Raw genomic sequence first — 24,273 nt, forward strand, 5'->3', positions numbered from 1 at the left:
TTGTTTATTCGTTTATAAACCAATTCTGAAAATTACAAACGGGTGCAAATATACGATTGTGAAATAGGCGTTGTCAAGTAAATACGTGATTATTATTTAGTTATTTTAAAACCAATGGATTTTAGGTCGTCCCAAAAGGTTGGGTACGATTTTGAAACCACCTCAGCATCCTCAATAACTATAGGCGCTTTAAGGGCTATTGGTGCAAATGCCATGGCCATTCTATGGTCGTTATAAGTGGCAATTGGCACATATTCCTTAATAGTATTTGAAGCTGACAGATGTAAAGATTTATCTGTTATTTCTACGTTGCCTCCTAATTTTTCAATTTCGGTTTTTAAAGCAACCAATCTATCCGTTTCTTTAATCTTCAAGGTATGAAGGCCTATTAAATTGCAAGGCAATCCTAATGCAAAACAGGTTACCGCAATGGTTTGGGCTATATCCGGAGCGTTTGCCAAGTCAAATTCGATTACAGATTCCCGATTGACGATTGACGCTTTTTTTAGAGTTACTGAATTATTTTTATATGTTGTTTCAACTCCAAAAGATTTATAGATTTCTACCAAAACAGAATCGCCTTGCAACGAATTTTCTTTGTAAGATGATAAGGTTATTTCTGTTTCAACCTCGCAAAGTGCCGCAATACTGAAATAATAAGAGGCAGAAGACCAATCGGATTCTACGGTTAAGGTTTTTGGTGTTAGGTTTTTGGTGTTGGGTTTAACGGTTATGGTGTTCCCTATGAATGAAGATTCTACACCTATTTCATCCAACAAACTCAAGGTCATTTTTATATAAGGCACAGAGGTAATTTCGCCTTCCAAAGTTAACTCGATACCGTTTTCTAGTTTGGAAGCAATTAACAATAAAGCTGAAATGTACTGACTGCTCACATTTGCTTTTAAGGACACTTTGTTTTTAGTTAATTTTTTTCCTGTAATTTTTATAGGCGGAAACCCTTCATTTTCTACATAACTAATCTCTGCTCCAAGTTCTTTTAAAGCTTCCACTAAAATTTGAATGGGGCGCTCCTTCATACGTTTAGAACCAGTAAGGGTTACTTCGCGCCCTTCTTGAATAGAAAAATAAGCTGTTAAAAATCGCATGGCGGTTCCCGCGTGATGAATATCAACCACGTTGGACGATGATTTTAAAGCATCTGTCATTAAACAACTATCATCTGAATTTGAAACATTTTCTAGATGAATGGTTGGGTATAACGCTTGTAAAAGCAATAACCTGTTCGATTCGCTTTTTGAACCTGTAATAGTGATTTCAGAATGACGATTTGCGATTTTTGATTTTTGAAGTGTGATATTCATTTTATAAATTAAAAGCTATATATAGTTCTCGATTGCACTTCGACAAGCTCAGTGTGACACCCTAGAACTGACCATAAAAAACGCTTCTTAAAAGAAGCGCTCAAATATACTTATAATTTATTTTAATTTTTCGTTATTATGATGCCTATCGTGGTCTCGATTGGTTTTTAAATCTAATTTTTTATCGAAAGCCGCTTGAAGGTCTATTCCTGTTTGGTTTGCTAAGCATAATACTACAAAAACCACATCGGCAAGTTCTTCACCTAAATCTTTGCTTTTATCACTTTCCTTTTCGCTTTGTTCGCCATATCTGCGCGCAATTATACGGGCTACCTCGCCTACTTCTTCAGTAAGTTGCGCCATGTTGGTAAGCTCGTTAAAATAACGAACGCCATGGTTTTTAATCCAATTATCTACTTCTTGCTGTGCGTTTTTAATATCCATTACACTTTTGTTAAAACTATTTGTTCTGATTCTTTTTCTACTATTTTGCTAAAATAAGCTTTTAAAGCCTCATAGTATATAGATGATACAACAGGAACTTTTATTTCTGTATCAATAACCAACTGAACATTAGTTTCACTTGCTGATATATTACACTTATAGCTACCTAAATTATCAGGAAGCATTAAAGCAAAAGGCTCAGGAATAGTTTCTACTTTATAACCTTGTGGTATGTTTACAGTCACTAAGTACCGACTATTAGAAGGATATCCAAAATCTACAGGAAACTCCCTTTTTTCTAATTTAAATGGGTTCTCACTTGTTTTTAAAAAGAAAAGTGGAGAAAAATATATTTTACCGCCTATGATATCGGCTTGACTTTCTTTTTTAAATCTATAAGATTCCATAATGGGTTTTAATACATCAACATCATTTTTAACTTCAAAGTCAGATATTTCCAAACCGTTATATTTATTTTCAAGTTTTTCTAAAAATTGATTTTTATCTGTACCTAGATAATTCTCCCTATAATTCATGGCTTGGTAAGATGTTTTTATCGTTCTCACACTTCCTTCTAAATTACCAGAGTCGCTCAAATTAATTAACATAGTTATTACATTCTTCGATATATCTTTTGGATATAAATTAATAGTTGAAGAAGTTTTGTCTTTTCTAATAATTCTACCTTCCCAATTCAAAGTTCGAAGAGGTAAAATGTTTGGAACTCCGTAATTACTAGTCGCATCTAAAAGTATTGTTCCTTCAGACATTTCTATAGCTGAAATAACATAATTATACCCATCAATTGTTGGAAACAAAGGAATGCCATTATGCCTAGTACTAACCAAAACAGGATTAGCATTTAACCCTGCATAACGCAACATAGAGGTTAGCATTAAGTTTATTTCGGCTACATTACCTTCATTAATCAAATAGGCTCTTTTTACTCCTTGATCGGCAAATTTACCATAATAACCGTTCCACTTTATTTTTGATTTAACATGGTCATAAATTAATGCTGCTTTTTTAAGCGGCTCATTTACATTAGCTATTAATAGATCTATTTCATCATTATAATAACGATCTTGATCTAGTTCTTTACCAAAATTAGGACTATCATAAATTGTTTTAACAACATCTTCCCAAGTAGTTGCAAAATACTTTAGTGGCGAATCGGGAAAACTCGTATAGGATAATTCGTACTTAATTGCTGAACGATAATTTTCGATATTGTTTACATAAGGTTCATCCTTTAAAGCTGGTACATCAGAAAGTAAAAACTTAGTTGTATTATTTGTATATGTTAATTCAGATGATTGAAACTCCGTTTGAGAATACCTACTTCTTTCTTTACTATTAAACCTTATCACTCCTCGTTTTGCTTCATGAATTGGATTAATTGATATAAATCCTTTTGATATAGGTTTAAAAACAAAATATTCTGGTGCTTCAAACAATGCTTCTACATTTTTAACAGGAATATCATGCTGAAATTCAAAATCATCAATATTCCAATAAAAAGGTGACACAATTTTATATTTGTATTCAATAACAGACCCTTCTTTTATGTTGGGCATCGTGAACTTCGTTTCATTAGTATATTTAGATTTTTCAGTATTAAAAATCCCTTCTTTCTCAAGTTTAGATTCTTCTTCTTTACCGTTAACCAAATTATAAGTATAAGCCTTTAAACTATTCACTTCCTCTTCGTCATTTGACTGCTTATGTAACCTTATAACTTTAGTTGCATAATCAAATCCTTTTTGGTTGTATATCTTAATTCGTTCTTGTATTTCAGTGACTAGCGAAAATCCTTCTTCTTGCCTATATTGAATATATGTTCTTCTATATTTATACAAATAAGCAGCATTTGCTGAAGAATCTAAAGGATTAAATTTTTCTTCCAATTCTTCTTTAGAAACTTTACCAAAACTAAAATTCTGAGCAAATATGTTTACACAAAAACACAAGGTTAATGACAGTATTGTAATTCTCATCTATTCTTGATTTTTAATTAATGCTATTTTTGAATTGTCATATTTATTGACTTCTTTATAAAACTCTCTGTAAGATTCGTAATCTTCTTTTGGGTATTCACCATCATTAATTATCCATTCGCGTTTATAGAGTAATGTTGATTCATCTTTAACAACAAATTCTGCCCTATAACTACCAAATTTATTTTCTATTGAAACATTATCAGGTCGTGATTCTATAGTAAAATCGGGTGGTAGTTTAATTTCAACCTCATCTACATCTTTAAAACCTCTCTTTATTTTAAGTGGCAACTTTCTATCTCTATAACGGTCTGGAACATCGGTATTTCTATTTAAGGCATTTACCGTTAGCAACATTCTATTGCCTACTACTTTAGAATAGCTAGGAGCTAAAAAGCTAACATCTTCTACAAATTCATTCTTCAACTTGTTGTTGTTGATTTTCATGGTATTTATTCTCATACCATTCACATAGTTCCAGCGCTTTTTGTAATGCGTATCTAAATCCCTTTCCGTTTCGGTTTCCAACCAATATTTGTTATCGTATTGGATGCCTTTAGAATTCACGGTTACTTTCACATCAATCAATCCATCGTTGGTTACTGTATAAGTCCCATTAATAAATTGCGAACTCTCCTCTATTCCGTACTTTTTTGTATGCTGAATTTTACCACCTTCAGGAGTTATTACTAACACATCTCTATCGTCGGTAAAGTCGCCAATAAAACCAAAAGGCAGTTTCTGATTGGTACATTCTAACCAAACATCTTCTTGATTTTCAATTGGAATATTAAGAATTACGTGATTACCTTGCATAGCGGCAAAATCGTTTTCTAAATTTCGTTGCGAATCACCAGCATACACAACTGTGTAATTTGATGGAATTCCTGCAGCATTTAATAGTGCCATAGTGTAATTTGTTAAAGCTTTACAGTCGCCATAACCTAATTTATCTACTTCTGATACATTAAAGGGCTTCCAGCCACCAATGCCTACTTGCACACTAATATAGCGTGTTTTATCTTGAACGTATTGATAAATTTTTCGTGCTTTATCAATATCATTTGTTTCATCTTTTACTAGGTTTTGGATTATAGATACTGTACTTGCTGGCAAATCGTGGGTATCTTTAATTAAATCTTGATACATCCATTTTCCAAAATCCGCCCAATCGTTTACTTCGGTTTTTACTCCTTCAAGAGCAAATTTATTAGAACTTACCAAAACCTTTGGTGCTATATCAACTAAACCAGGACTGTAAGCTTCTGGTTTAAATGCTTCCATGTTTTTTATTGAATAACTAATTTTGTTCTGAAGTGCTTCTTTTGCTAAATCATGGCCATCGAAATTTTTCTCTTTGGTTCTAATGGTTATATCATTTGGAAAATTTATAGTATAAGTACTCTCTTCTACACTTAAAAAATAATCGTTAACAGGTGTGAAAGACTGTATAAACGCGGTGTTTTTAGTATTGATTTCGCAAACAAACTCGACCGTATAAGGGTACGAAATGGGCGTATACTCTAAATATTTAACCCTGGAGTCACTATACAATGTACCGCCATCTACAGCGCTTACATCTTTAAAATCGTTCTTTTTTATTTTTTTAATAACAGCTCCATGTTGGTTAAAAACTAAAACTTCTAAGGTTTTAATTTTTACATTGTTATCATAATGTACAAAAGCATCTAAGCTGCTATTCCCTTCTTTATTTAAAATAGTTATAATCCGTTTTTCGTAAACCGTCATATCATCAATGGCATTCAAAGTGATATTTAATTCGCTGGAACGGACAACAGCATTGGCGTTTTCCTTTAAATTATTAGGAATTGAAAAACTAACATATAATTTTTCTTGGGAAGAGATTTGTATCGTTATTAAAAAAACAATAAAAAATATAATATACTTTAACTTCATAGTGTCCATTTTGGCTAATCAAAAACCTAAATATAGAATATTAAAGCAATAAAATACATAAGAAAAATAATATTTCGTTGTAATACTATTCTCTTGTATTAAAAAATCTTACAAAAATATATTATTCTTTATTTTTTGAATCGATGATTATGGTTACAGGTCCATCGTTAAGTAATTCCACTTTCATGTCGGCACCAAATTCTCCAGTTTGAATGGGTTTACCCAAATCGGCTTCTACTTGTTTTACAAAAGCTTCGTAAAGCGGAATGGCAATATCTGGTTTTGCTGCCTTTATATAACTGGGGCGGTTTCCTTTTTTAGTTGCAGCATGCAGGGTAAATTGGCTTACGGCAATCACATCGCCATGAACATCTAGTAAGGATTTATTCATAACACCTTCATCATCACCAAATATGCGAAGGTTTACTATTTTGTTTGATAACCATTTGATGTCTTCATGAGTATCATCATCCACAATACCCAATAAAACAAGGAGTCCATTTGAAATTTCGGCAACCTTCACCTTTTCAATTGTTACGTTTGCCCTTAAAACTCTTTGAATAACTACCTTCATTCCTTCTCCCAGTTATCCGTTCTGTAATGCTCATCTTCACCTTCAACAATTTGTAAATAACTACGATAGCGCGAAAATGCAATTTCATCATTATCCAACGCCTTTTTAACAGCACATTTAGGTTCTTGGATATGCAAACAGTTATTAAACTTACAGTCTTGTTTTAATTTGAAAATTTCCGGGAAATAATCGCCAATTTCTTCTTTATCCATATCAACAACACCAAAACCTTTTATCCCGGGCGTGTCGATAATTTTTCCACCAAAACTAAGGTCGAACATTTCTGCAAAGGTTGTGGTGTGTTGCCCTTGACTATGAAGTGTTGAAATTTCTTTGGTTTTAATATTCAAAGTGGGTTCAATCGTATTTACAAGGGTAGATTTCCCAACACCTGAATGGCCCGAGAACATACTCACTTTATTATGCATTAACGCTTTTACCTTATCTACATTTTTACCCGTTACCGCCGAAACACCAATACATTCGTAGCCAATATTTCTATAAATATGTGCTAAATACCGAACTTCATCTAAAGTTTCCTCATCGTAAGTATCAATCTTATTGAAAAGCAATACAGTTTTTATGGAATAGGCATTGGCTGTTACTAAAAACCTATCAATAAAACTTGTTAAGGTTGGCGGATTATTAATGGTAATCATTAAAAAAACCTGATCGATGTTAGAGGCTATAATATGGGTTTGCTTGGAAAGGTTAACCGATTTCCGAACAATATAATTGGTTCTATCATGTATATTATAAATAACCCCCGACACTTGGTTATTATCGGTTTCCAACTCAAAATCTACAACATCTCCTACCGAAATGGGGTTGGTACTTTTTATGCCTTGTATTCTAAATTTACCTTTTATACGGCATTCGTAGGTTTCGCCCAGTTCGGTTTTAACGGTGTACCAACTTCCTGTAGATTTATAAACGAGTCCTGTCATTCATTTCATTTAAACATTACAAATTAACAACTTTTCAATTTAACAAAAAGTGTATATTAGGTGCATAATTTCAAAAATCAAAAACAATCATGAAAAAATTATTATTATTTATTGGTTTCGGGCTGGTTTTATGCCTCGACTCCTATTCTCAAGTAGAATACAAAGTCATTACAAGTGTAGAATCTATAGTACCTAGCGGACTGGGGCGTTCTAGAATTATTAGTGCCAACGAAGACAAAAATTACAAAGAATACACCTCAACCCAAACGGAAGATGACCACACCCGAAATAAATCGGATCGTGGAGATATTCGTGTGAAAGATTTTGATGAAACTAAATTGTTGAATTTTTACAACATAGCAGGAATTCGTTTTCAGAATATTGCAGCCAATGATGCTGTAATAACCTCTAAAATAAACACCATGGTAGAAGAAGGTTGGGAATTGGCTTTTGTTACCAGTGCCGTTGAAAGTGATAGTGGTAAAGATGACGGACAAGGCATTTTTATTACCCGATATATTTTTAAAAGAAACAAGCAACAATAAAGCATAAAAAACGCCTCACATTGTGAGGCGTTTTTTATGCTTTCACTTATTTTGACCAGTTTATCGAATACTAATAATCTTACTATTTCGTTCATTATCTTCCCCTTTAACAACCAACAAGTAATTCCCTGAAGATAACTTATCTCTTTTTAAAAGAATAGAATTTGTTCCAGCTGTATATACTTTTTCAGTTATATCAAACACCTTTACACCCATTAAATTATATAAAGACACTTGTATTTTAGACGCCTGTTTAATATTAAAAACAATATTGGTTTCCGTGGAAAATGGATTTGGATAATTGTATATCCCTTCTTCAAATTCAAAATCATTTAAACCCAGTGCTATAGTTTCAAAAGCTCCTAAATCTGGAGCAACTCCATTAAATGGCAACCCAACATTAACTCCTTTATCAATTAAATCGCTACCCGGTACAAGCTTCATAAAGTCAATATCAGGCAAACTACCATCTGCTTTTCTAGGACTGGTCAATAAAGCTATGTCTAAACTTACAAAATCGGATGCATTGGCTACAAGTCCGTTTTGCCAACTATTGTTGGTTATATTTGTTGTTGTAGCAGAATAACTATCTCCACCAGAAACACCAGAAAATGAAATGGTATTTTTAATGGTAAGTGAATTAGCAATGTTAGAATTACCAAAATTGATATTTCTTCCGTTACTATAAGCACCACAATTATATAGCGTTACGTCTCCTCTGTTGCTGTTATGATCAAAACCGTCAAAAACATTCCCTACTGCTATACAGTTTTTATAAATAGCATTATGCTTCAACAATTTATCATCACTCCCTCCTGTTTTAAAACCATTACCATCACCAGCACCTATAGTTCCATTTTTTAAATAACCATTCTTTATAGCCCAACAATTTTCATGAGTGGTTGTAATATTATCTGCAGGTCTCAAATAACCATCCCATCCATCATCAAGATTTTGCCATGCTCGACATCCTATGAATTTATTGCCTGTACCCGCATCTAATTTACATGCAAAACCATCGGCATTTTCAAGGGTAGAATCGGCATTAAAAAAGGAGTCACAGTTTAAAATCGTGTTATTGCTTCCACCAGACCCTATTTGAAGTCCAGTATCTTTACATTCGCTGAATGTGCAAAACTCAATTAAATTATTACTACCACCAATAAACATCCCGTTATCGCCTGCACCAAATATATCCAAACCCTTAATATGCCAATAAGACCCTGATAATGTAATAGCTCGGTTTGATGAATTTTCAGCCATTGAAGAAAAATCTAATTTTATTCTTGTTGTATTGGCTGGATTTGGTAATAATGAAATTAGATTTCCACTAGTGCCGCTCTTGGTTATGCTAATTTTAGTGTTGAACACATAATTACTCCCATTGCTGTCACTAATATAAATATTGCCCCCGGCAGTTACAGTTGCAAGTGCATTTGTTAATTCTAGCGGAGTACTTACGTAGATATCAGCAACAGCAAAATCAGCTCCTGACTCTTTTATATTACTTATCGATTCAATTTTACATTCTGCTGCTAAATGAGCAAAACTGTTTAAAAAAAATATGAGAATTAAAATTTTATGTATCATCAGTACCAATTTATTAGGAATTACAAAGATAATTACTTTACATGTTACTTATTAAATATCTTCAGGATAATCGATTACATAATTATATTAAACGTCAAAATACATCCCTTAAACCTATAAATTCTTTTAATTGATTTTATATTTAATTTGACAAAATATAAATCTCAAAAAAAACCTTAACAGTAACTATATAAAAAAAGACCCACAATAAAATTATGAGTCTTTTCTAAATATTATTAGCAAATAATTATCCGTTAATCACTTTCTCTTGGTGATTGATAGATTCTTGGTGAATAGCTTTAAACATTTTTAAAATGAACTCTTCACTTAATCCTTGAGATTCGCCTTCAATTACCATTTTACCTAAAATCTCGTTCCAACGCTTGCTTTGTAAAACAGCAACGTTTTTAGATTTTTTAAGTGCTCCAATGCTATCGGCAGCTTTCATGCGTTTTCCAAGTAATTCGATAATTTGGTTGTCAACCACATCAATTTGTGCTCTTAAATTATCCAATTGCTTGTTGTAATCAGCTTCCGGATCGGTTTCTTTTCTTATTTTCAAATCTTTCATAATTTGAACTAAGCTTGCTGGCGTTACTTGTTGCGATGCATCACTCCAAGCATTATCTGGGTCGTAATGTGTTTCAATCATCAATCCATCAAAATTCAAATCTAAAGCCGTTTGAGACACATCAAAAATCATATCACGTTTTCCTGTAATATGCGACGGATCGTTAATTAAAGGAATATCAGGATATTTGTTTTGAAACTCAATAGCCAATTGCCATTCTGGATTGTTTCTGTATTTAGTTTTCTCATATGTTGAAAACCCTCTATGAATGGCTCCAATATTTTTAACCCCTGCTTTGTAGATACGCTCAATACCACCTAACCACAACGCTAAATCTGGATTTACTGGGTTTTTAATCAACACCGGCTTATCAGTTCCTTCTAAAGCATCTGCAATCTCTTGCATAATAAATGGGCTAACCGTTGAACGTGCACCGATCCATAATAAATCTACATCATGCTCTAAAGCTAATTTGACATGGGCAGCGTTTGCAACTTCGGTACAAATTTTCATACCGGTTTCCGCTTTTACTTTTTGTAACCATTTTAAGCCTAATGCACCAACACCTTCAAACATTCCTGGACGTGTTCTTGGTTTCCAAATACCTGCTCTAAAATAACTTACATCAGTATTTTTTAGCTCGTGCGCTATTTTTAATACTTGCTCTTCTGTTTCAGCACTGCAAGGTCCTGCAATTACCAACGGATGACTCAAATTCAAGTCATCTAACCACGTTCTCATTTCTTTTTTGTTTTCCATAATTTTAGTAAAATTTCAATAATCAAATCCCAAATCCCAAAAAACAATATTGGGCTACCATTGGAATTTGGTATTTAATAATTGGTATTTTTTATTAATTTATTCCGTTTAAAATATCTTTTATATGATTAGTTTCTTTCATTTCATTAAAAATAGCATCAAAATCATCCCCTTTCATTAGATCTTTAAAATGTGTTAGGTTTGTGATGTATTCCTCTAATGTTTCTATAACATTTTGTTTGTTCTGTTTAAAAATTGGCGTCCACATTTCTGGCGAACTTTTTGCCAAACGTACGGTTGATGCAAATCCACTGCCTGCCATATCAAAAATATCACGCTCGTTTTTTTCTTTTTCAATCACCGTTTTTCCTAACATAAAAGAACTGATGTGCGACAGGTGCGATACGTATGCAATGTGTTTATCATGCGCCTCTGGATTCATATAACGAATACGCATCCCAATAGACTTGAACAACTCCAATGCTTTTTCCTGAAGTTTGAAGGTTGTTTTTTCAACCTCACAAATAATATTAGTTTTCCCAACAAACAAATCAGGAATAGCAGCACTTGGCCCTGAATGTTCCGTTCCCGCAATAGGGTGCATTGCTAAAAAATTCCTGCGTTTTGGGTGATTTTCTACCACTTTGCAAATATCGGCTTTTGTAGAGCCTGCATCTACCACCAAACCTGTATCAGGAATTTTATCTAAAATAGATGGCAATAATTTTACCGTAGCATCAACAGGAATGGAAATAATGACTAAATCGGCATTAACAATATCATCTAAAATTGCCTTTTTATCAATTAAATTAAGAGCTAATGCTTCATCAAGCGTCGTTTCTTTTCTACTGATACCGTGAATAACCACTTCTGGATATTTCTTTTTAATATCAATAGCAAGACTTCCGCCTATTAAACCAACTCCTATGATGTATATGTTCTTCATTTTACTCGTGCAATTGCTTCTTCTAAAACTTCGGTTGAGGCACATAACGAAAAGCGTATGTATCCTTCACCTTTACTACCAAAAATAGTTCCCGGTGTAATGAAAATATGGTTGTTTTTCAATATTAAATCTATATATTCTTCCGATTTTACAAACGGTGGTAATTTTGCCCAAACAAATAATCCTGTCGCATTTTTATCATATGTACAATTTAATGCATCGGCCAGTTGCCATACTAAATCCCTACGCTGTTTATAAACACTGTTTAATGCGCTAAACCACATATTGGAACATTTTAATGCTTCCACAGCGCCTTTTTGAATGCCGTAAAACATTCCAGAATCCATGTTGCTTTTCACCTTTAAAACATTGTTTATGTGCTTACTATCACCTACCACCATACCTACACGCCAACCTGCCATGTTAAAGGTTTTGCTTAAAGAATTCAATTCTAAACAAACCTCTTTGGCACCTTCTACCTCTAAAATACTTCTTGGGTTATCGTTTAAAACAAAACTGTACGGATTGTCGTTAACAATCAAAATATCATGTTTTTTTCCAAAAGCCACCAATTCTTCAAATAAAAACTTACTTGGTTGCGCGCCTGTTGGCATGTGCGGGTAATTTACCCACATCAACTTTACTTTAGTTAAATCTAATTTTTCTAAAGCCTCAAAATCGGGCAACCAATTATTGGCTTCATCAAGTTCATAAAAAACAGGCTCAGCCCCCACTAAATTGGTAACCGATGCATACGTTGGGTAGCCTGGGTTTGGTATCAATACGCCATCGCCTTCATTCAAATATGCCATAGAAATATGCATAATCCCTTCCTTACTTCCCATTAAAGGCAATATTTCAGTTCCCGGACTTAAATTTACTTTAAAATGTGCTTTATAAAATCCAGAAATAGCTTCTCTTAATTCAGGCAAACCTTGGTAGCTTTGGTATTTATGGGCACTCGGGTTAGAGAAACCTTCATTTAAAGCATCAACCACTTTTTGTGGCGGTTGCATATCGGGGCTTCCAATCCCTAAATTTATAATAGGCTTGCCACTTGCAATAAGCAAATTCACTTCTCTCAGTTTTTTTGAGAAGTAGTATTCTTCAACGGTATGTAGCCTGTTTGCTGCCTGAATCATTTTTTTGCATTTTTATATTCACCCAAAACTTTAAAACTTTGTGCCATAATTTCTATAATCGATTTTCCTTTTTTAAAATCGTCATACTTTTCAAAAGTAACATCCACAAAAAAGGCATATTTCCAAGGTGTTTCAACAATTGGTAAAGATTGTATTTTGGTTAAATTCAGCTTACAATCACTCATCACATTTAAAATAGCTGCTAAACTGCCTCGTTTATGGTCAGCTTCAAACCTAACCGACGCTTTGTTTATTTGATTTTCGGGTATTTCAGAATTCAAACGTTTTACAATAACAAAACGGGTTTCGTTATGCTTTATGGTTTGAATACTAGGTGCTAAAATATCCAGTTCAAAAATTTCGGCAGCCATAGCACTGGCAATTGCACCAACACCTTTAAGCTGCTTTTCTTGTATACGCTGAGCAACCTCGGCAGTATCTTTATCTTCAACCAATTTAATGTGCGGATGCAATTTGAAAAATTCCATACACTGCAACAAAGCCATAGGATGTGAATACACTTCCTTAATTTCCTTAATATTTTGATTGGGCAATGCCATTAAATTGTGCTGAATATCTAAATAGTGTTCACCCACAATATGCAAGCCGAATTTGTTTATTAAAGCATAATTAGGAATGATAGAGCCTGCTATAGAGTTTTCCAAAGCCATAATAGCAGCATCACATTCTTTGGTTATTAAAGAATCGACTACTTGGTCAAATGTTGAACATTCTATAGCATCAACAGGCTTATCAAAATATTGCTGCGACACAATATGATGAAAAGATCCTTTTACGCCCTGTATGGCCACTGTTTTTATCATATACAAAAAAAAGTCCCGATTTTCATCGAGACTTAGTATTAAAATTTATGTTTATAAATTACACATACAACGTCTCGTTTTTTCTGCTAAAGAAAAAATAAAAACCGCTAAAATATGTATAACCTACTGTTGTCTTCATAATTATGGCGCTAAAGTAATTAATATTTTAAGAAATAGAAACAGGATAAAACCTTTTTTTCATATTTATTAAAAGTTTTAAATATTTTACAGCAAAACATACATTACATTAGATAATCATTATTTTTGAATAAATAATTTTAAATATGTCAATACAGGTAGAAGGCGTTTCCAAACTTTACGGAAACCAAAAAGCATTGAACAACATCTCTTTTAAAGTTGAGAAGCCTGAAATTGTTGGATTTTTAGGTCCTAATGGTGCTGGCAAATCTACAATGATGAAAATTTTAACTACTTACCTAGATTCCAGTGAAGGCATTGCTACCGTAAATGGTTTTGATGTAAATACCAATAAGCAGCAAGTACAACAAAGCGTAGGCTATTTACCGGAGCATAATCCACTTTATTTGGACATGTATATTAAAGAGTATTTGACATTTAATGCGCGTATTTACAAAATTAAAGAAGAGCGTATTGAAGAAGTTATTGAACTTACCGGATTAACACCTGAAGCCCATAAAAAAATTGGGCAACTCTCCAAAGGGTATCGCCAGCGTGTTGGTTTAGCCAATGCTTTACTGCACAATCCTGATGTTTTGATTTTAGATGAACCTACCACTGGTTTAGACCCCAACCAATTGGTTGAAATTAGAAACCTAATTAAAAACATTGGCAAAACTAAAACCGTATTCCTCTCCACCCATATTATGCAAGAAGTTGAAGCCATGTGCGATCGTGTTATCATCATCAATAAAGGTGAAATTATAGCCGATAAAAAACTTAAAGACTTACACGAAAACAAAGAACAAGTTGTTATTGTTGAATTTGATTACCGTGTTGAAGATGCGTTTTTATTAAGGTTATCAAAAGTTAAAACTGTGGTTAACACGCACGATTTTGTTTATGAAATCACTTTTTCAACTTCCGAAGATATGCGTTCGCATGTATTTGATTTTGCCCATGATAATAAATTGAAGATTTTACAATTGAACCAAAAAAACGCGAGTTTAGAATCACTTTTCAGAGATTTAACTTCGAAATAGTTTCATAAATCCATTATTCATTTTTTGAATAAAATAGAAGTATGACCAATATCATCTTTACTAAAAGGTGTACACATTAACTTAGCAACATCGTTTATTAACAATAAAACAAGCTAATTATTACATTTAAAAGTGTGTAACAATTATCTTTATAACCATATAAAACACAAGATGAGCAAAGGAATTTATGTAGCTACAATGGAACCAAACAGCGGAAAATCGGTTGTTGTTTTAGGTTTAATGCGTATGCTTTTAGGAAAAACAGCCAAAGTTGGTTATTTCAGACCTATAATAGAAGATTTAGATGCTGATGAAATGGACAACCACATCAGTACCGTACTATCACATTTTGAAATAGACATCAATTATAAAAAAACCCATGCCTTTACCAGAAACGAAGTCTTGGATTTATACAATCAAGGAAAATCGGGTGAGGTACTAGATGAAATAATTAAAAAATACAAATACCTTGAAGAACGCTTTGATTTTGTTTTAGTTGAAGGCACCGATTTTTCACATGAAAACTCAAGCATCGAACTGGATTTGAATATCCTAATTTCAAAAAATTTAAGTCTACCCGTTATTATCGTGATGCAGGGAGACAAAAAAGAAAACAAAGAAATTGTAGATGGCGTTCAATTGGCTTATGATACGTTTAGAACCTCCGTAGATGTACTTTCCATCATGACCAACAAAGTAGATGCCAATGAAATTTCTGCATTAAAAGATTTATTACTGAAACGTATTAGTGCCAATACAGACATTACGGTTATTCCAAAAATACACACACTATCAAGCCCTACGGTGAAAGAGGTTGTAAAATCGCTTGATGGCAAAGTGCTTTTTGGCAAAGACATGCTAAACAACCTTATAGACAGTTTTAGTGTGGGCGCTATGCAACTACGCAATTATCTTACCCATTTAAAAGAAAATGCGTTGGTAATTACCCCAGGAGATAGAGCCGATATTATTTTAGGAGCGTTACAAGCTAATATATCCAAAAACTATCCTAAAATTTCTGGCATCATTTTAACAGGCGGTTTAATTCCTGAAGAGCCTATTTTAAAACTCATTGAAGGTCTTTCTAGCGTGGTGCCCATTATTAGTGTTAACGAAGGCACTTATTCGGTAACCAATAAAATTGGCAATATCAAATCTAAAATATATGCTGAAAATGATGAAAAAATAACAACATCCATTTCAACATTTGAAAAACATGTAGATACCGATAAACTAGCCGACAGATTGATAACCTTTGAATCTGGTATATTCACACCTAGAATGTTTCAATATAATTTATTGCAACGTGCTTTAAAAAACAAAAAACACATTGTATTGCCTGAAGGTTACGACGAGCGAATTTTACATGCAGCAGCTAAATTAATTAATGCACAAGTTGTAAATTTAACCTTGATAGGTGACGTAGATAAAATTAAAGAGCGAATTGAAAAATTGGATATTCCTTTAAACATTAATGATATAAATATTGTAAATCCACAAAGCTCACCATATTTCGAAGATTACGTAAACACTTTTTATGAATTAAGAAAGCATAAAAATGTAAACTTAGAAATGGCGAGAGATGCTATGTCTGATGTATCGTATTTTGGAACGATGATGATTTACAAAGGGCATGCCGATGGCATGGTATCTGGCGCGGTACACACCACACAACACACCTTACGTCCTGCTCTACAGTTTATCAAAACCAAACCAGGTGTAAACATTGTGTCTTCTATTTTCTTTATGTGTTTGGCGGACAGAATTTCGGTTTTTGGTGATTGTGCCATCAACCCAAACCCAAATGCACAAGAATTGGCTGAAATTGCCATTTCATCCGCACAAACCGCTAAAGATTTTGGCATTGAACCCAAAGTTGCTATGTTATCGTACTCATCAGGTGCCTCTGGAAAAGGAGCCGATGTGGAAAAAGTTAGAGAAGCCACAGAAATAGTTAAACTCCAATCGCCTACTTTAAAAATAGAAGGCCCTATACAATATGATGCTGCCGTTGATATGCGCATAGGAAAAAGCAAATTACCCGATTCTGAAGTTGCAGGAAGTGCCAGTGTATTAATATTTCCAGATTTAAACACAGGAAACAACACCTATAAAGCCGTACAACGCGAAACAGGTGCGCTGGCCATCGGTCCTGTGCTACAAGGTTTAAACAAACCTGTTAACGACCTAAGCAGAGGGTGTACAGTAGAAGATATTTACAGCACCGTTATTATAACCGCCATACAAGCTCAAGAAAACTAAACATGCAAGTACTTATTTTAAATTCAGGGAGTTCTTCCTTAAAATTTCAACTATTTTCAATGCCTAAAGAAACCATTTTATGTTCTGGAATTGTAGAACGCATTGGTTTTAACGATTCTTTTTTCAAATTTAAAACTGATACAGATACAGTTGAATTGGAGTCTCAAATCTCAAACCATAAAACAGCATTAAAATTAGTAGCCCAACATCTTTTTGACAAAAATATAGGGGTTGTCAAATCGGCTGAAGATATTGCCATTGTTGGACACAGAGTGGTGCACGGTGGTATTTATTTTAGCGACACTACTGAAATTACCAATGAAGTTAAGGAGAAAATAAAAACACTTTCATCTTTAGCGCCATTGCATAATCCTGCAAATTTAGAAGGCATCGTAGTTGCTGAAGATATTTTTCCAAATGCGAAACAAGTTGCTGTTTTTGATACGGCATTTCTGCAATCCATTCCTGAAGTTGCTTATAAATATGCGATTCCTAATGAATTTTTAACCGAACATCATATTCGCCTATACGGTTTTCACGGAACAAGTCATAAATACGTTTCAGAAAAAGCCATTGCCTTTTTAGGTAAAAAAGAATCCAAAATTATCACCATTCATTTAGGTAACGGTTGTAGTATGACCGCTATTAAAAACGGAAAAAGCATCGATCACTCCATGGGGTTTTCACCTTTAGAGGGGTTAATCATGGGGACACGTTCTGGCTCTATTGATCCTTCAATTATTTTCTATTTAAAAGACAAATTAAAATACAGTCTAAAAGAAATAAATGCGCTTTTAAATAAAAAAAGTGGCATGTTGGGACTAACAGGTTACAGCGATTTAAGGGATATTGAAACTTTTGCAGCAAAAGGCAACAAAGATTGTATTTTGGCTTTAGAAATGAATGCTTACCGCATTAAAAAATACATTGGAAGTTATGCAGCTGCTTTAAACGGATTGGACGCCATTGTATTTACCGCTGGTATAGGCGAAAATTCAAAACATATGCGCCAGTTGATTTGTAAAGATTTAGATTTTCTAGGAATTAACTTAGATACTGAAAAAAACAATTCTGATTTAAGAACAATTCGTGAGATAAGCACTGCCGATTCTAAAACAAAAATCTTGGTAGTTCCAACTAATGAAGAGCTAGAAATTGCAAAACAAGCAATGGAACTAATTAAAAATTAAGCGCCCTTTGTAAACTTCTTGAACATCAACAATAGGCGGTTGTGTTACCGAAATAACATTTCCCGTTCCGGATATTCTACCGCTTAAAGATTGTTGTGGGTTTACTATCATATCGTTAGAGCTTCGGTTCCAAAACACCACATTTTGGGCAATTAAGTTAGCACCTTCAAAGCGTGACGTTCCTGCGTAAAACTCAATATTTAAGTTTGCCGTTTTACCTGAAACAAAACAATTAGATAAATTATTAAACACTATGCGAAAGGTATCGTTATCCAGTTGTAATTTAAAATTTGCACTAACAAAACTGTCCGGCGCATTAAAATCTTCAGACAAAATGGTTAAGCTTGGATAAGTTAAAACTCCATCTGAGCTAATATCGTACTGCGTTGAACTTATAATTTCTGTAATATTTGGAGACGTTACGTACACTTTTGTAACACCGTAATCTCGCATATAATTACATGCATTATTGTCTAAAAGAATCAATTTCCCATCTTCAACAATTGCCTCAACATCATTTAATAAATTCTTTCCTGTTTCAATAATTACTTTTTGCTCAATACCTTCTTTAATTATTAATTCAATATCTCTATTTACCAATATTTTACTGAAACTAGACACACTGATTTCTTGCTGAACAATACTTCCTGTCGTTTGAAAACAATCGCCTGCGTTTTCACTATTGCAAGTCATCATCAAAACAGAAATTAATATGTAAATAAGTTTTTTCATCTAAATTATAATCGAACGCCTATTCCCAACTCTACAGCTTCGGCTTTTACTCCGTGTGATTTCAGTGTTAAGGCTCCAAACCATTTTTTATTTATATATCGTTTTAAACCAATTCTTGAATAGGTCCTGCCCTCAAAATCAAACGGATAATACACATAATACCCCAATTGGGTTTCCAAAGAGGTTTTGTTGATAAACAATTCATGCCCCACAAATACCCCAATGCGTTTATGGTCTTCATCTCCAGAAACATTTGACTCTGGAAACGATACACTTTGATAATAAATAAGCTCTTTTAAAAACTTTGAAAAAAACACATCTGTACCGAACTGTAAGGCACTTTTAACGTTTATACGTTTATCGGCATAAGCGGATACAATATAAAACGGAAATTGACCGCTGCCAACCACATCACTTTCATTCACACCACCTCTAAAAGCAAAATTATATTTAATTGACTGGGTGAATCTTTCCTTTTCACCATCAGCAATGGTTGTAATATATTCAGGTTCTTCTTCATCTAAATCATAAGTTACTCCTACATTAAACGCTATGGTATTCACACTCGCATTTGGAGCCTTAAGATTGGCGTTGGAATAATGAATTAACGAAAACCCTGCCTGTACTCCAAACCTATCGATGATGCGTTCCTTTTTATAATTAAGCATTATCATGGTACTGCTTAATAAATGCGTGCCGAAAGCAATGTTTCTATAATTGTTTTCTTTATCGTATGGGTTGGATGTGTAACCAATGCCCTGCCCAATTCTGAGCATTAAATTCCGATTGAAAAAGTAGAAATTATAATGGGCATACAAGGATGCATTATTGCCTAACACCTCATTTTTCAAGTTTTGGTAAATATAAGTAATGCCATAATCGGGATAATTATAGCGTTGTTCCCAGTCATTAAAACCATAGGTTTTTTTGTTCCAACTTAAAATATAACCTTCAGGATGCCCTTTTATTAAATGCAGAATGTCGTTATTATGCAACGCGATGTTTCCTCTAAAATAGTTAAGATCTAGGTAAGATGTATGTTGCTTTTCTTGTGAAAAAACAAAACAAGTCACAATAAAAAAAGTGTAGGTTAAAAAATGCTTCATTAAAAGGATTGCTGTTAGGCAAAAGTAATGGAATAATTAAAATAACTCCGATGCAATGGCTTTTATATTATCACTTTTACCCATAGAGTAATAATGCAAAAACGGTACACCCGCAGCTTTTAATTCTTTCGATTGCTGAATGGCAAACTCAATACCCACTTGTCTTACGGCAACATTGTCTTTACAGGCCTCTACCGCTTCTATAAGTTCTTCCGGTAAATCTATTTTAAAAACCTGTGGTAAAATTTGCAAATGGCGCTTTACAGCAATTGGTTTTATACCCGGAATAATAGGCACAGTAATACCAATTCTTCTGGCTTCATCAACAAAATCAAAAAACTTTTTGTTATCAAAAAACATTTGGGTAACTACGTAATCGGCACCCGCATCAACCTTGGCCTTTAAACGTTTTAAATCCGTTTGAAACGACGGTGCTTCCATGTGTTTTTCGGGGTAACCTGCAACACCTACACAAAAATCGTAATTGTGTTCTACTTCAATTTCGTCGTGCAAATATTTACCATTATTTAAGTTGGTAATTTGTTGAACAAGCTCACTCGCATAAGCATTTCCTCCCTCAGTTGGGATAAAATAAGGTTCATCCTTTCTAGAATCGCCTCGTAAAGCCACCACATTATCAATCCCCAAATAATGGCAATCTACCAAAACATACTCGGTTTCCTCTTTGGTAAACCCACCGCATAACAAATGCGGAATGGCATCAATATTATATTTATGCATAATAGACGCACAAATACCAACGGTTCCGGGGCGTAAACGGGTAATACGTTTATCTAAAAGTCCGTTGCCTTTATCCACATAAATAAACTCTTCTCTAGATGTAGTTACATCAATAAACGGTGGTTTAAACTCCATTAACGGATCGATATTATTGTATAAATCCTGAATGTTTTTACCTTTTTGAGGCGGTACTACTTCAAACGAAAACAATGTTTTTCCGTTGGCTTTTTTTATGTGATCTGTTACTTTCATTCCTCTAAATCCCAAAAAGGGACTTTTTAATTGTTAATCTTAATACTGTTTTGAGCCTTACTCCTCGCTTATACCTACAAGGTTTTGAAAACCTTGCAGGAATCGCTCGCAGTCGTGCTTGTAGTTTCCCCTGAGTGCAGACGAAGGGCTGCAAGTCATTGCTCGTACCTCGCTATGGGCTTTTTGCTGCAAATGCGTTGCATTTACGATTTCCAAGTTTAAAAATAAAACTTATGAGTAATCCCTAACGCAAGTGCAAATTAAAGCAATAACTTTTTAACGACTTCATAATCTTCTTCATATTCCCAATAAATCCATCGTCCATCAACATAATCGGTTAAAATATATTTCTCGCTAATCGATTTTATTCTAGAAATAGGCACCAGTTTCTTCGAAAAATTATCCGAAGGAATATGCTCCATCATTTCCTTGTTCTTAGCATTATAGCCATGGGAAATGATGTAACTGCCTAATGTTAATTCTATAAATCTATCTTTCATATTCTTTTTTACCAGACCTAAAGGTTTTACAACCCTTGCAGATTAAATTACTCATCGGCAATTGTTGGATGCAACCATTTTCTAGCCTTTTCTTTGGTAATGCCTTTTCTAACCGCATAATCCGTTACTTGGTCGTCGGTAATTTTTCCTAAGCCAAAATATTTCGCTTCAGGGTTTCCAAAATAATACCCTGAAACCGCTGCAGCAGGCCACATGGCTAAACTTTCGGTTAGGGTAACGCCTATAATTTTTTCAACCTCCAACAACTCCCAAATGGTTTCTTTCTCCAAATGGTCAGGACATGCTGGATAGCCTGGTGCTGGACGAATACCTTTATAACTTTCTTTTATTAAATCATCATTGGTTAAATCTTCATCGGCAGCATACCCCCAGTGCTTTGTTCGAACTTGCTTATGCAAATACTCTGCTAAAGCTTCAGCAAACCTATCGGCAATGGCTTGGGCCATAATCGCATTGTAATCATCTTCTTTAGCCTTATAACTATCTGCTAGTTCTTGTGCACCAAAAATAGCAACACAAAACGCTCCCATATAATCGGTTTTCCCTGTTTCTTTCGGCGCTATAAAATCGGCTAAAGCTATATTTGGAATCCCTTCACGTTTGCTTAATTGTTGACGCAAAGTTCTAAATACCACAATTTTCTTTCCTTTTTTCTGTACCGAAATATCGTCATGGTTGATGGTGTTTGCTTCAAACAAACCGAAAACCGCTCTTGGTTTTAATAATTGCCTCGCTATAATTTCTTTTATCATAGCTTGGGCTTCATGATACATAATAGTAGCCTGCTCACCTACAACCTCATCCGTCAATATATCCGGGAATTTCCCATGCAAGTCCCAGCTTCTAAAAAACGGGCTCCAATCTATAAAAGGTTCTAATTCTTTTAAACTTAATTGTTTTAAAACTTGAACACCTATTTCGTTAGGCTTTACAATTTCAGAGGTTTCCCAATCTATTTTATATTTTCTTTTACGCGCTTCATTAATTGAAATATACGATTTCTCTTTACCACGTTTTAAAAACTTGGTACGGAACTCATCATAATCCTTTTTCAAATTGGCTACGTATTCATTCGCTGATTTTTTATTAAGTAAATCACCCACAACCGTTACGGCCCTCGATGCATCATTTACATGAACCACAGCGTTTTTATATTGCGGATCTATCTTTACAGCCGTATGAGCTTTTGATGTGGTGGCACCTCCAATTAATAATGGCAAACTAAAATTCAGGCGCTCCATTTCTTTAGCCAAATACACCATTTCATCAAGCGATGGAGTAATTAATCCCGACAATCCAATAACATCTACATTATGTGCTTTGGCCTCTGAAATAATTTTTTCTGGTGGTACCATAACCCCTAAATCGACTATTTCGTAATTGTTACAAGCTAAAACCACACTCACAATATTTTTTCCAATATCGTGCACATCACCTTTTACGGTTGCCATCAACACTTTCCCAACAGGTTCTTGGAATTCACCTTTTTCAGCTTCAATAAATGGATTTAAGTATCCAACAGCTTTTTTCATAACACGTGCCGATTTCACAACCTGAGGTAAGAACATTTTTCCTGCTCCGAATAAATCGCCTACCACGTTCATTCCAATCATTAAATGACCTTCTATTACATCAATAGGTTTTTCGGCTTGCAATCTTGCTTCTTCAACATCTTCAATAATAAAAGCATCTATACCTTTTACCAATGCATGTGTGATACGTTCTTGAACGGGGTTTTCTCTCCAACTTAAATCAACTCCTTTTTCAACTTTAGAACCTTTTACGGTTTCGGCAAAATCCAGTAAACGTTCTGTGGCATCATCGCGCCTGTCTAAAATAACATCTTCAACATGCTCTAATAAATCTTTTGGAATATCATCATACACCTCTAAAAGGGCTGGATTTACAATACCCATATTCATACCCGCTTGAATGGCATAGTATAAAAAAACCGAGTGCATTGCTTCGCGAACACCATCATTTCCTCTAAATGAAAATGATACGTTACTTACACCTCCACTTACGCTTACGTTTGGCAAGTTTTCACGCACCCAACGTGTGGCTTCTATAAAATCGATGGCATTTCTTCTGTGCTCATCCATTCCCGTTGCTACAGGAAATATGTTTAAATCGAAAATAATATCTTCGGAAGGAAAACCTACTTTATTGACTAAAATATCATAAGAACGTTTACAAATTTCAATACGTCTTTCATAATTGTCGGCTTGTCCAACTTCATCAAAAGCCATGATAACGACTGCGGCACCATAACGTTTTATTTGCTTTGCTTCCCAAATAAATTTCTCCTCACCTTCTTTTAAGGAAATAGAGTTAACCACACATTTACCTTGAACCACTTGTAAACCTGCTTCAATAATTTCCCATTTGGAACTATCAATCATGATAGGTACTCGAGAAATATCGGGCTCTGCAGCAATTAAATTTAAAAAACGAACCATGGATTCCTTGCCATCAATAAGTCCGTCGTCCATATTAATGTCAATAATTTGCGCACCACCATCTACTTGATGGCGTGCAATATCTAAAGCTTCATCAAATTGTTCGTCTTTAATAAGTCTTAAAAACTTTCTAGAACCAGCTACATTAGTACGCTCACCAACATTAATAAAATTGCTGTTTTCGTTTAAAACCAAAGGTTCTAAACCGGATAATCTCATATATTTTCTTTCAACCTTTTCTTTCATGT

At 34.1% G+C, this 24,273-nt stretch carries 20 protein-coding genes; 4 read left to right on the forward strand and 16 right to left on the reverse strand.

The features are described 5' to 3' along the window. Positions 1 to 92: 92 nt before the first annotated feature. From aroA to rsgA, 6 genes are all read right to left on the reverse strand, one after another. Entirely contained in the window at positions 93 to 1,325 is a 1,233-nt protein-coding gene (gene aroA, locus ACGK9U_RS08340; RefSeq protein ID WP_394465913.1) for a 3-phosphoshikimate 1-carboxyvinyltransferase, read from the reverse strand. Positions 1,326 to 1,442: 117 nt separating this feature from the next. Next, positions 1,443 to 1,769 carry a nucleotide pyrophosphohydrolase gene (locus ACGK9U_RS08345; RefSeq protein WP_394465914.1) on the reverse strand — a complete coding sequence of 109 codons (327 nt, stop codon included), beginning with the start codon at positions 1,767 to 1,769 and terminating at the stop codon, positions 1,443 to 1,445. Beyond that, positions 1,769 to 3,766 (reverse strand): transglutaminase, encoded by a 1,998-nt coding sequence (locus tag ACGK9U_RS08350; RefSeq protein ID WP_394465915.1) that lies wholly within the window; start codon positions 3,764 to 3,766, stop codon positions 1,769 to 1,771. Before ACGK9U_RS08350 ends, ACGK9U_RS08345 begins: the two co-directional genes overlap by 1 nt. Continuing rightward, positions 3,767 to 5,683, reverse strand: a complete 1,917-nt coding sequence (locus ACGK9U_RS08355; protein WP_394465916.1) for a DUF3857 domain-containing transglutaminase family protein — start codon at positions 5,681 to 5,683, stop codon at positions 3,767 to 3,769. A 121-nt stretch (positions 5,684 to 5,804) separates the two neighbouring features. Continuing rightward, positions 5,805 to 6,257 (reverse strand): D-aminoacyl-tRNA deacylase, encoded by a 453-nt coding sequence (gene dtd / locus ACGK9U_RS08360; RefSeq protein WP_394465917.1) that lies wholly within the window; start codon positions 6,255 to 6,257, stop codon positions 5,805 to 5,807. Beyond that, positions 6,254 to 7,204 (reverse strand): ribosome small subunit-dependent GTPase A, encoded by a 951-nt coding sequence (gene rsgA / locus ACGK9U_RS08365; RefSeq protein ID WP_394465918.1) that lies wholly within the window; start codon positions 7,202 to 7,204, stop codon positions 6,254 to 6,256. Before rsgA ends, dtd begins: the two co-directional genes overlap by 4 nt. An 89-nt stretch (positions 7,205 to 7,293) precedes the next feature. Here rsgA and ACGK9U_RS08370 point away from each other — a divergent pair, with 89 nt between their 5' ends. Then, positions 7,294 to 7,749: a hypothetical protein gene (locus tag ACGK9U_RS08370; RefSeq protein ID WP_394465919.1), complete on the forward strand. Its 456-nt coding sequence runs from the start codon at positions 7,294 to 7,296 to the stop codon at positions 7,747 to 7,749. A gap of 60 nt (positions 7,750 to 7,809) precedes the next feature. Here ACGK9U_RS08370 and ACGK9U_RS08375 read toward each other — a convergent pair whose 3' ends face one another. From ACGK9U_RS08375 to ACGK9U_RS08395, 5 genes are all read right to left on the reverse strand, one after another. Beyond that, a complete protein-coding gene (locus ACGK9U_RS08375; RefSeq protein ID WP_394465920.1) occupies positions 7,810 to 9,339 on the reverse strand; it encodes a right-handed parallel beta-helix repeat-containing protein in 1,530 nt (509 codons plus the stop codon). A gap of 247 nt (positions 9,340 to 9,586) precedes the next feature. Beyond that, the gene (locus ACGK9U_RS08380) at positions 9,587 to 10,669 is read right to left on the reverse strand and encodes a chorismate mutase (protein ID WP_394465921.1); all 1,083 of its coding nucleotides are present in this window, start codon (positions 10,667 to 10,669) and stop codon (positions 9,587 to 9,589) included. A 94-nt stretch (positions 10,670 to 10,763) separates the two neighbouring features. After that, entirely contained in the window at positions 10,764 to 11,615 is an 852-nt protein-coding gene (locus ACGK9U_RS08385; protein WP_394465922.1) for a prephenate dehydrogenase, read from the reverse strand. Beyond that, positions 11,612 to 12,757 (reverse strand): pyridoxal phosphate-dependent aminotransferase, encoded by a 1,146-nt coding sequence (locus tag ACGK9U_RS08390; protein ID WP_394465923.1) that lies wholly within the window; start codon positions 12,755 to 12,757, stop codon positions 11,612 to 11,614. The genes ACGK9U_RS08385 and ACGK9U_RS08390 overlap by 4 nt, the downstream gene beginning before the upstream one ends. Further along, positions 12,754 to 13,581, reverse strand: coding sequence for a prephenate dehydratase (locus ACGK9U_RS08395; RefSeq protein ID WP_394465924.1), 828 nt, complete (start codon positions 13,579 to 13,581; stop codon positions 12,754 to 12,756). The genes ACGK9U_RS08390 and ACGK9U_RS08395 overlap by 4 nt, the downstream gene beginning before the upstream one ends. Positions 13,582 to 13,865: 284 nt before the next feature. On the opposite strand from ACGK9U_RS08395, the gene gldA reads away from it, so the two are divergent. The 3 genes from gldA (at position 13,866) to ACGK9U_RS08410 (ending at position 18,214) form a co-directional block, all read left to right on the forward strand. Continuing rightward, positions 13,866 to 14,762, forward strand: coding sequence for a gliding motility-associated ABC transporter ATP-binding subunit GldA (gene gldA, locus ACGK9U_RS08400; protein ID WP_394465925.1), 897 nt, complete (start codon positions 13,866 to 13,868; stop codon positions 14,760 to 14,762). A 171-nt stretch (positions 14,763 to 14,933) separates the two neighbouring features. Beyond that, the gene (gene pta / locus ACGK9U_RS08405; protein ID WP_394465926.1) at positions 14,934 to 17,024 is read left to right on the forward strand and encodes a phosphate acetyltransferase; all 2,091 of its coding nucleotides are present in this window, start codon (positions 14,934 to 14,936) and stop codon (positions 17,022 to 17,024) included. Positions 17,025 to 17,026: 2 nt separating this feature from the next. Next, positions 17,027 to 18,214 carry an acetate/propionate family kinase gene (locus ACGK9U_RS08410; protein ID WP_394465927.1) on the forward strand — a complete coding sequence of 396 codons (1,188 nt, stop codon included), beginning with the start codon at positions 17,027 to 17,029 and terminating at the stop codon, positions 18,212 to 18,214. Here ACGK9U_RS08410 and ACGK9U_RS08415 read toward each other — a convergent pair. The 5 genes from ACGK9U_RS08415 to metH form a co-directional block, all read right to left on the reverse strand. Continuing rightward, positions 18,200 to 18,946, reverse strand: a complete 747-nt coding sequence (locus tag ACGK9U_RS08415) for a head GIN domain-containing protein (RefSeq protein WP_394465928.1) — start codon at positions 18,944 to 18,946, stop codon at positions 18,200 to 18,202. The genes ACGK9U_RS08410 and ACGK9U_RS08415 overlap by 15 nt on opposite strands. 5 nt (positions 18,947 to 18,951) lie before the next feature. Next, complete coding sequence (locus tag ACGK9U_RS08420; protein WP_394465929.1) at positions 18,952 to 20,052, reverse strand: acyloxyacyl hydrolase; 1,101 nt, start codon at positions 20,050 to 20,052, stop codon at positions 18,952 to 18,954. A gap of 36 nt (positions 20,053 to 20,088) precedes the next feature. Further along, the gene (gene metF / locus ACGK9U_RS08425) at positions 20,089 to 21,045 is read right to left on the reverse strand and encodes a methylenetetrahydrofolate reductase [NAD(P)H] (protein WP_394466039.1); all 957 of its coding nucleotides are present in this window, start codon (positions 21,043 to 21,045) and stop codon (positions 20,089 to 20,091) included. Positions 21,046 to 21,305: 260 nt separating this feature from the next. Beyond that, positions 21,306 to 21,545, reverse strand: coding sequence for a hypothetical protein (locus tag ACGK9U_RS08430; RefSeq protein WP_394465930.1), 240 nt, complete (start codon positions 21,543 to 21,545; stop codon positions 21,306 to 21,308). 47 nt (positions 21,546 to 21,592) lie between these two features. Next, positions 21,593 to 24,271, reverse strand: a complete 2,679-nt coding sequence (gene metH / locus ACGK9U_RS08435) for a methionine synthase (RefSeq protein WP_394466040.1) — start codon at positions 24,269 to 24,271, stop codon at positions 21,593 to 21,595. Between the last annotated feature and the right edge of the window lie 2 nt (positions 24,272 to 24,273).

The organism is Mariniflexile sp. HNIBRBA6329 (genome assembly GCF_043558645.1).
Lineage (GTDB): Bacteria > Bacteroidota > Bacteroidia > Flavobacteriales > Flavobacteriaceae > Mariniflexile.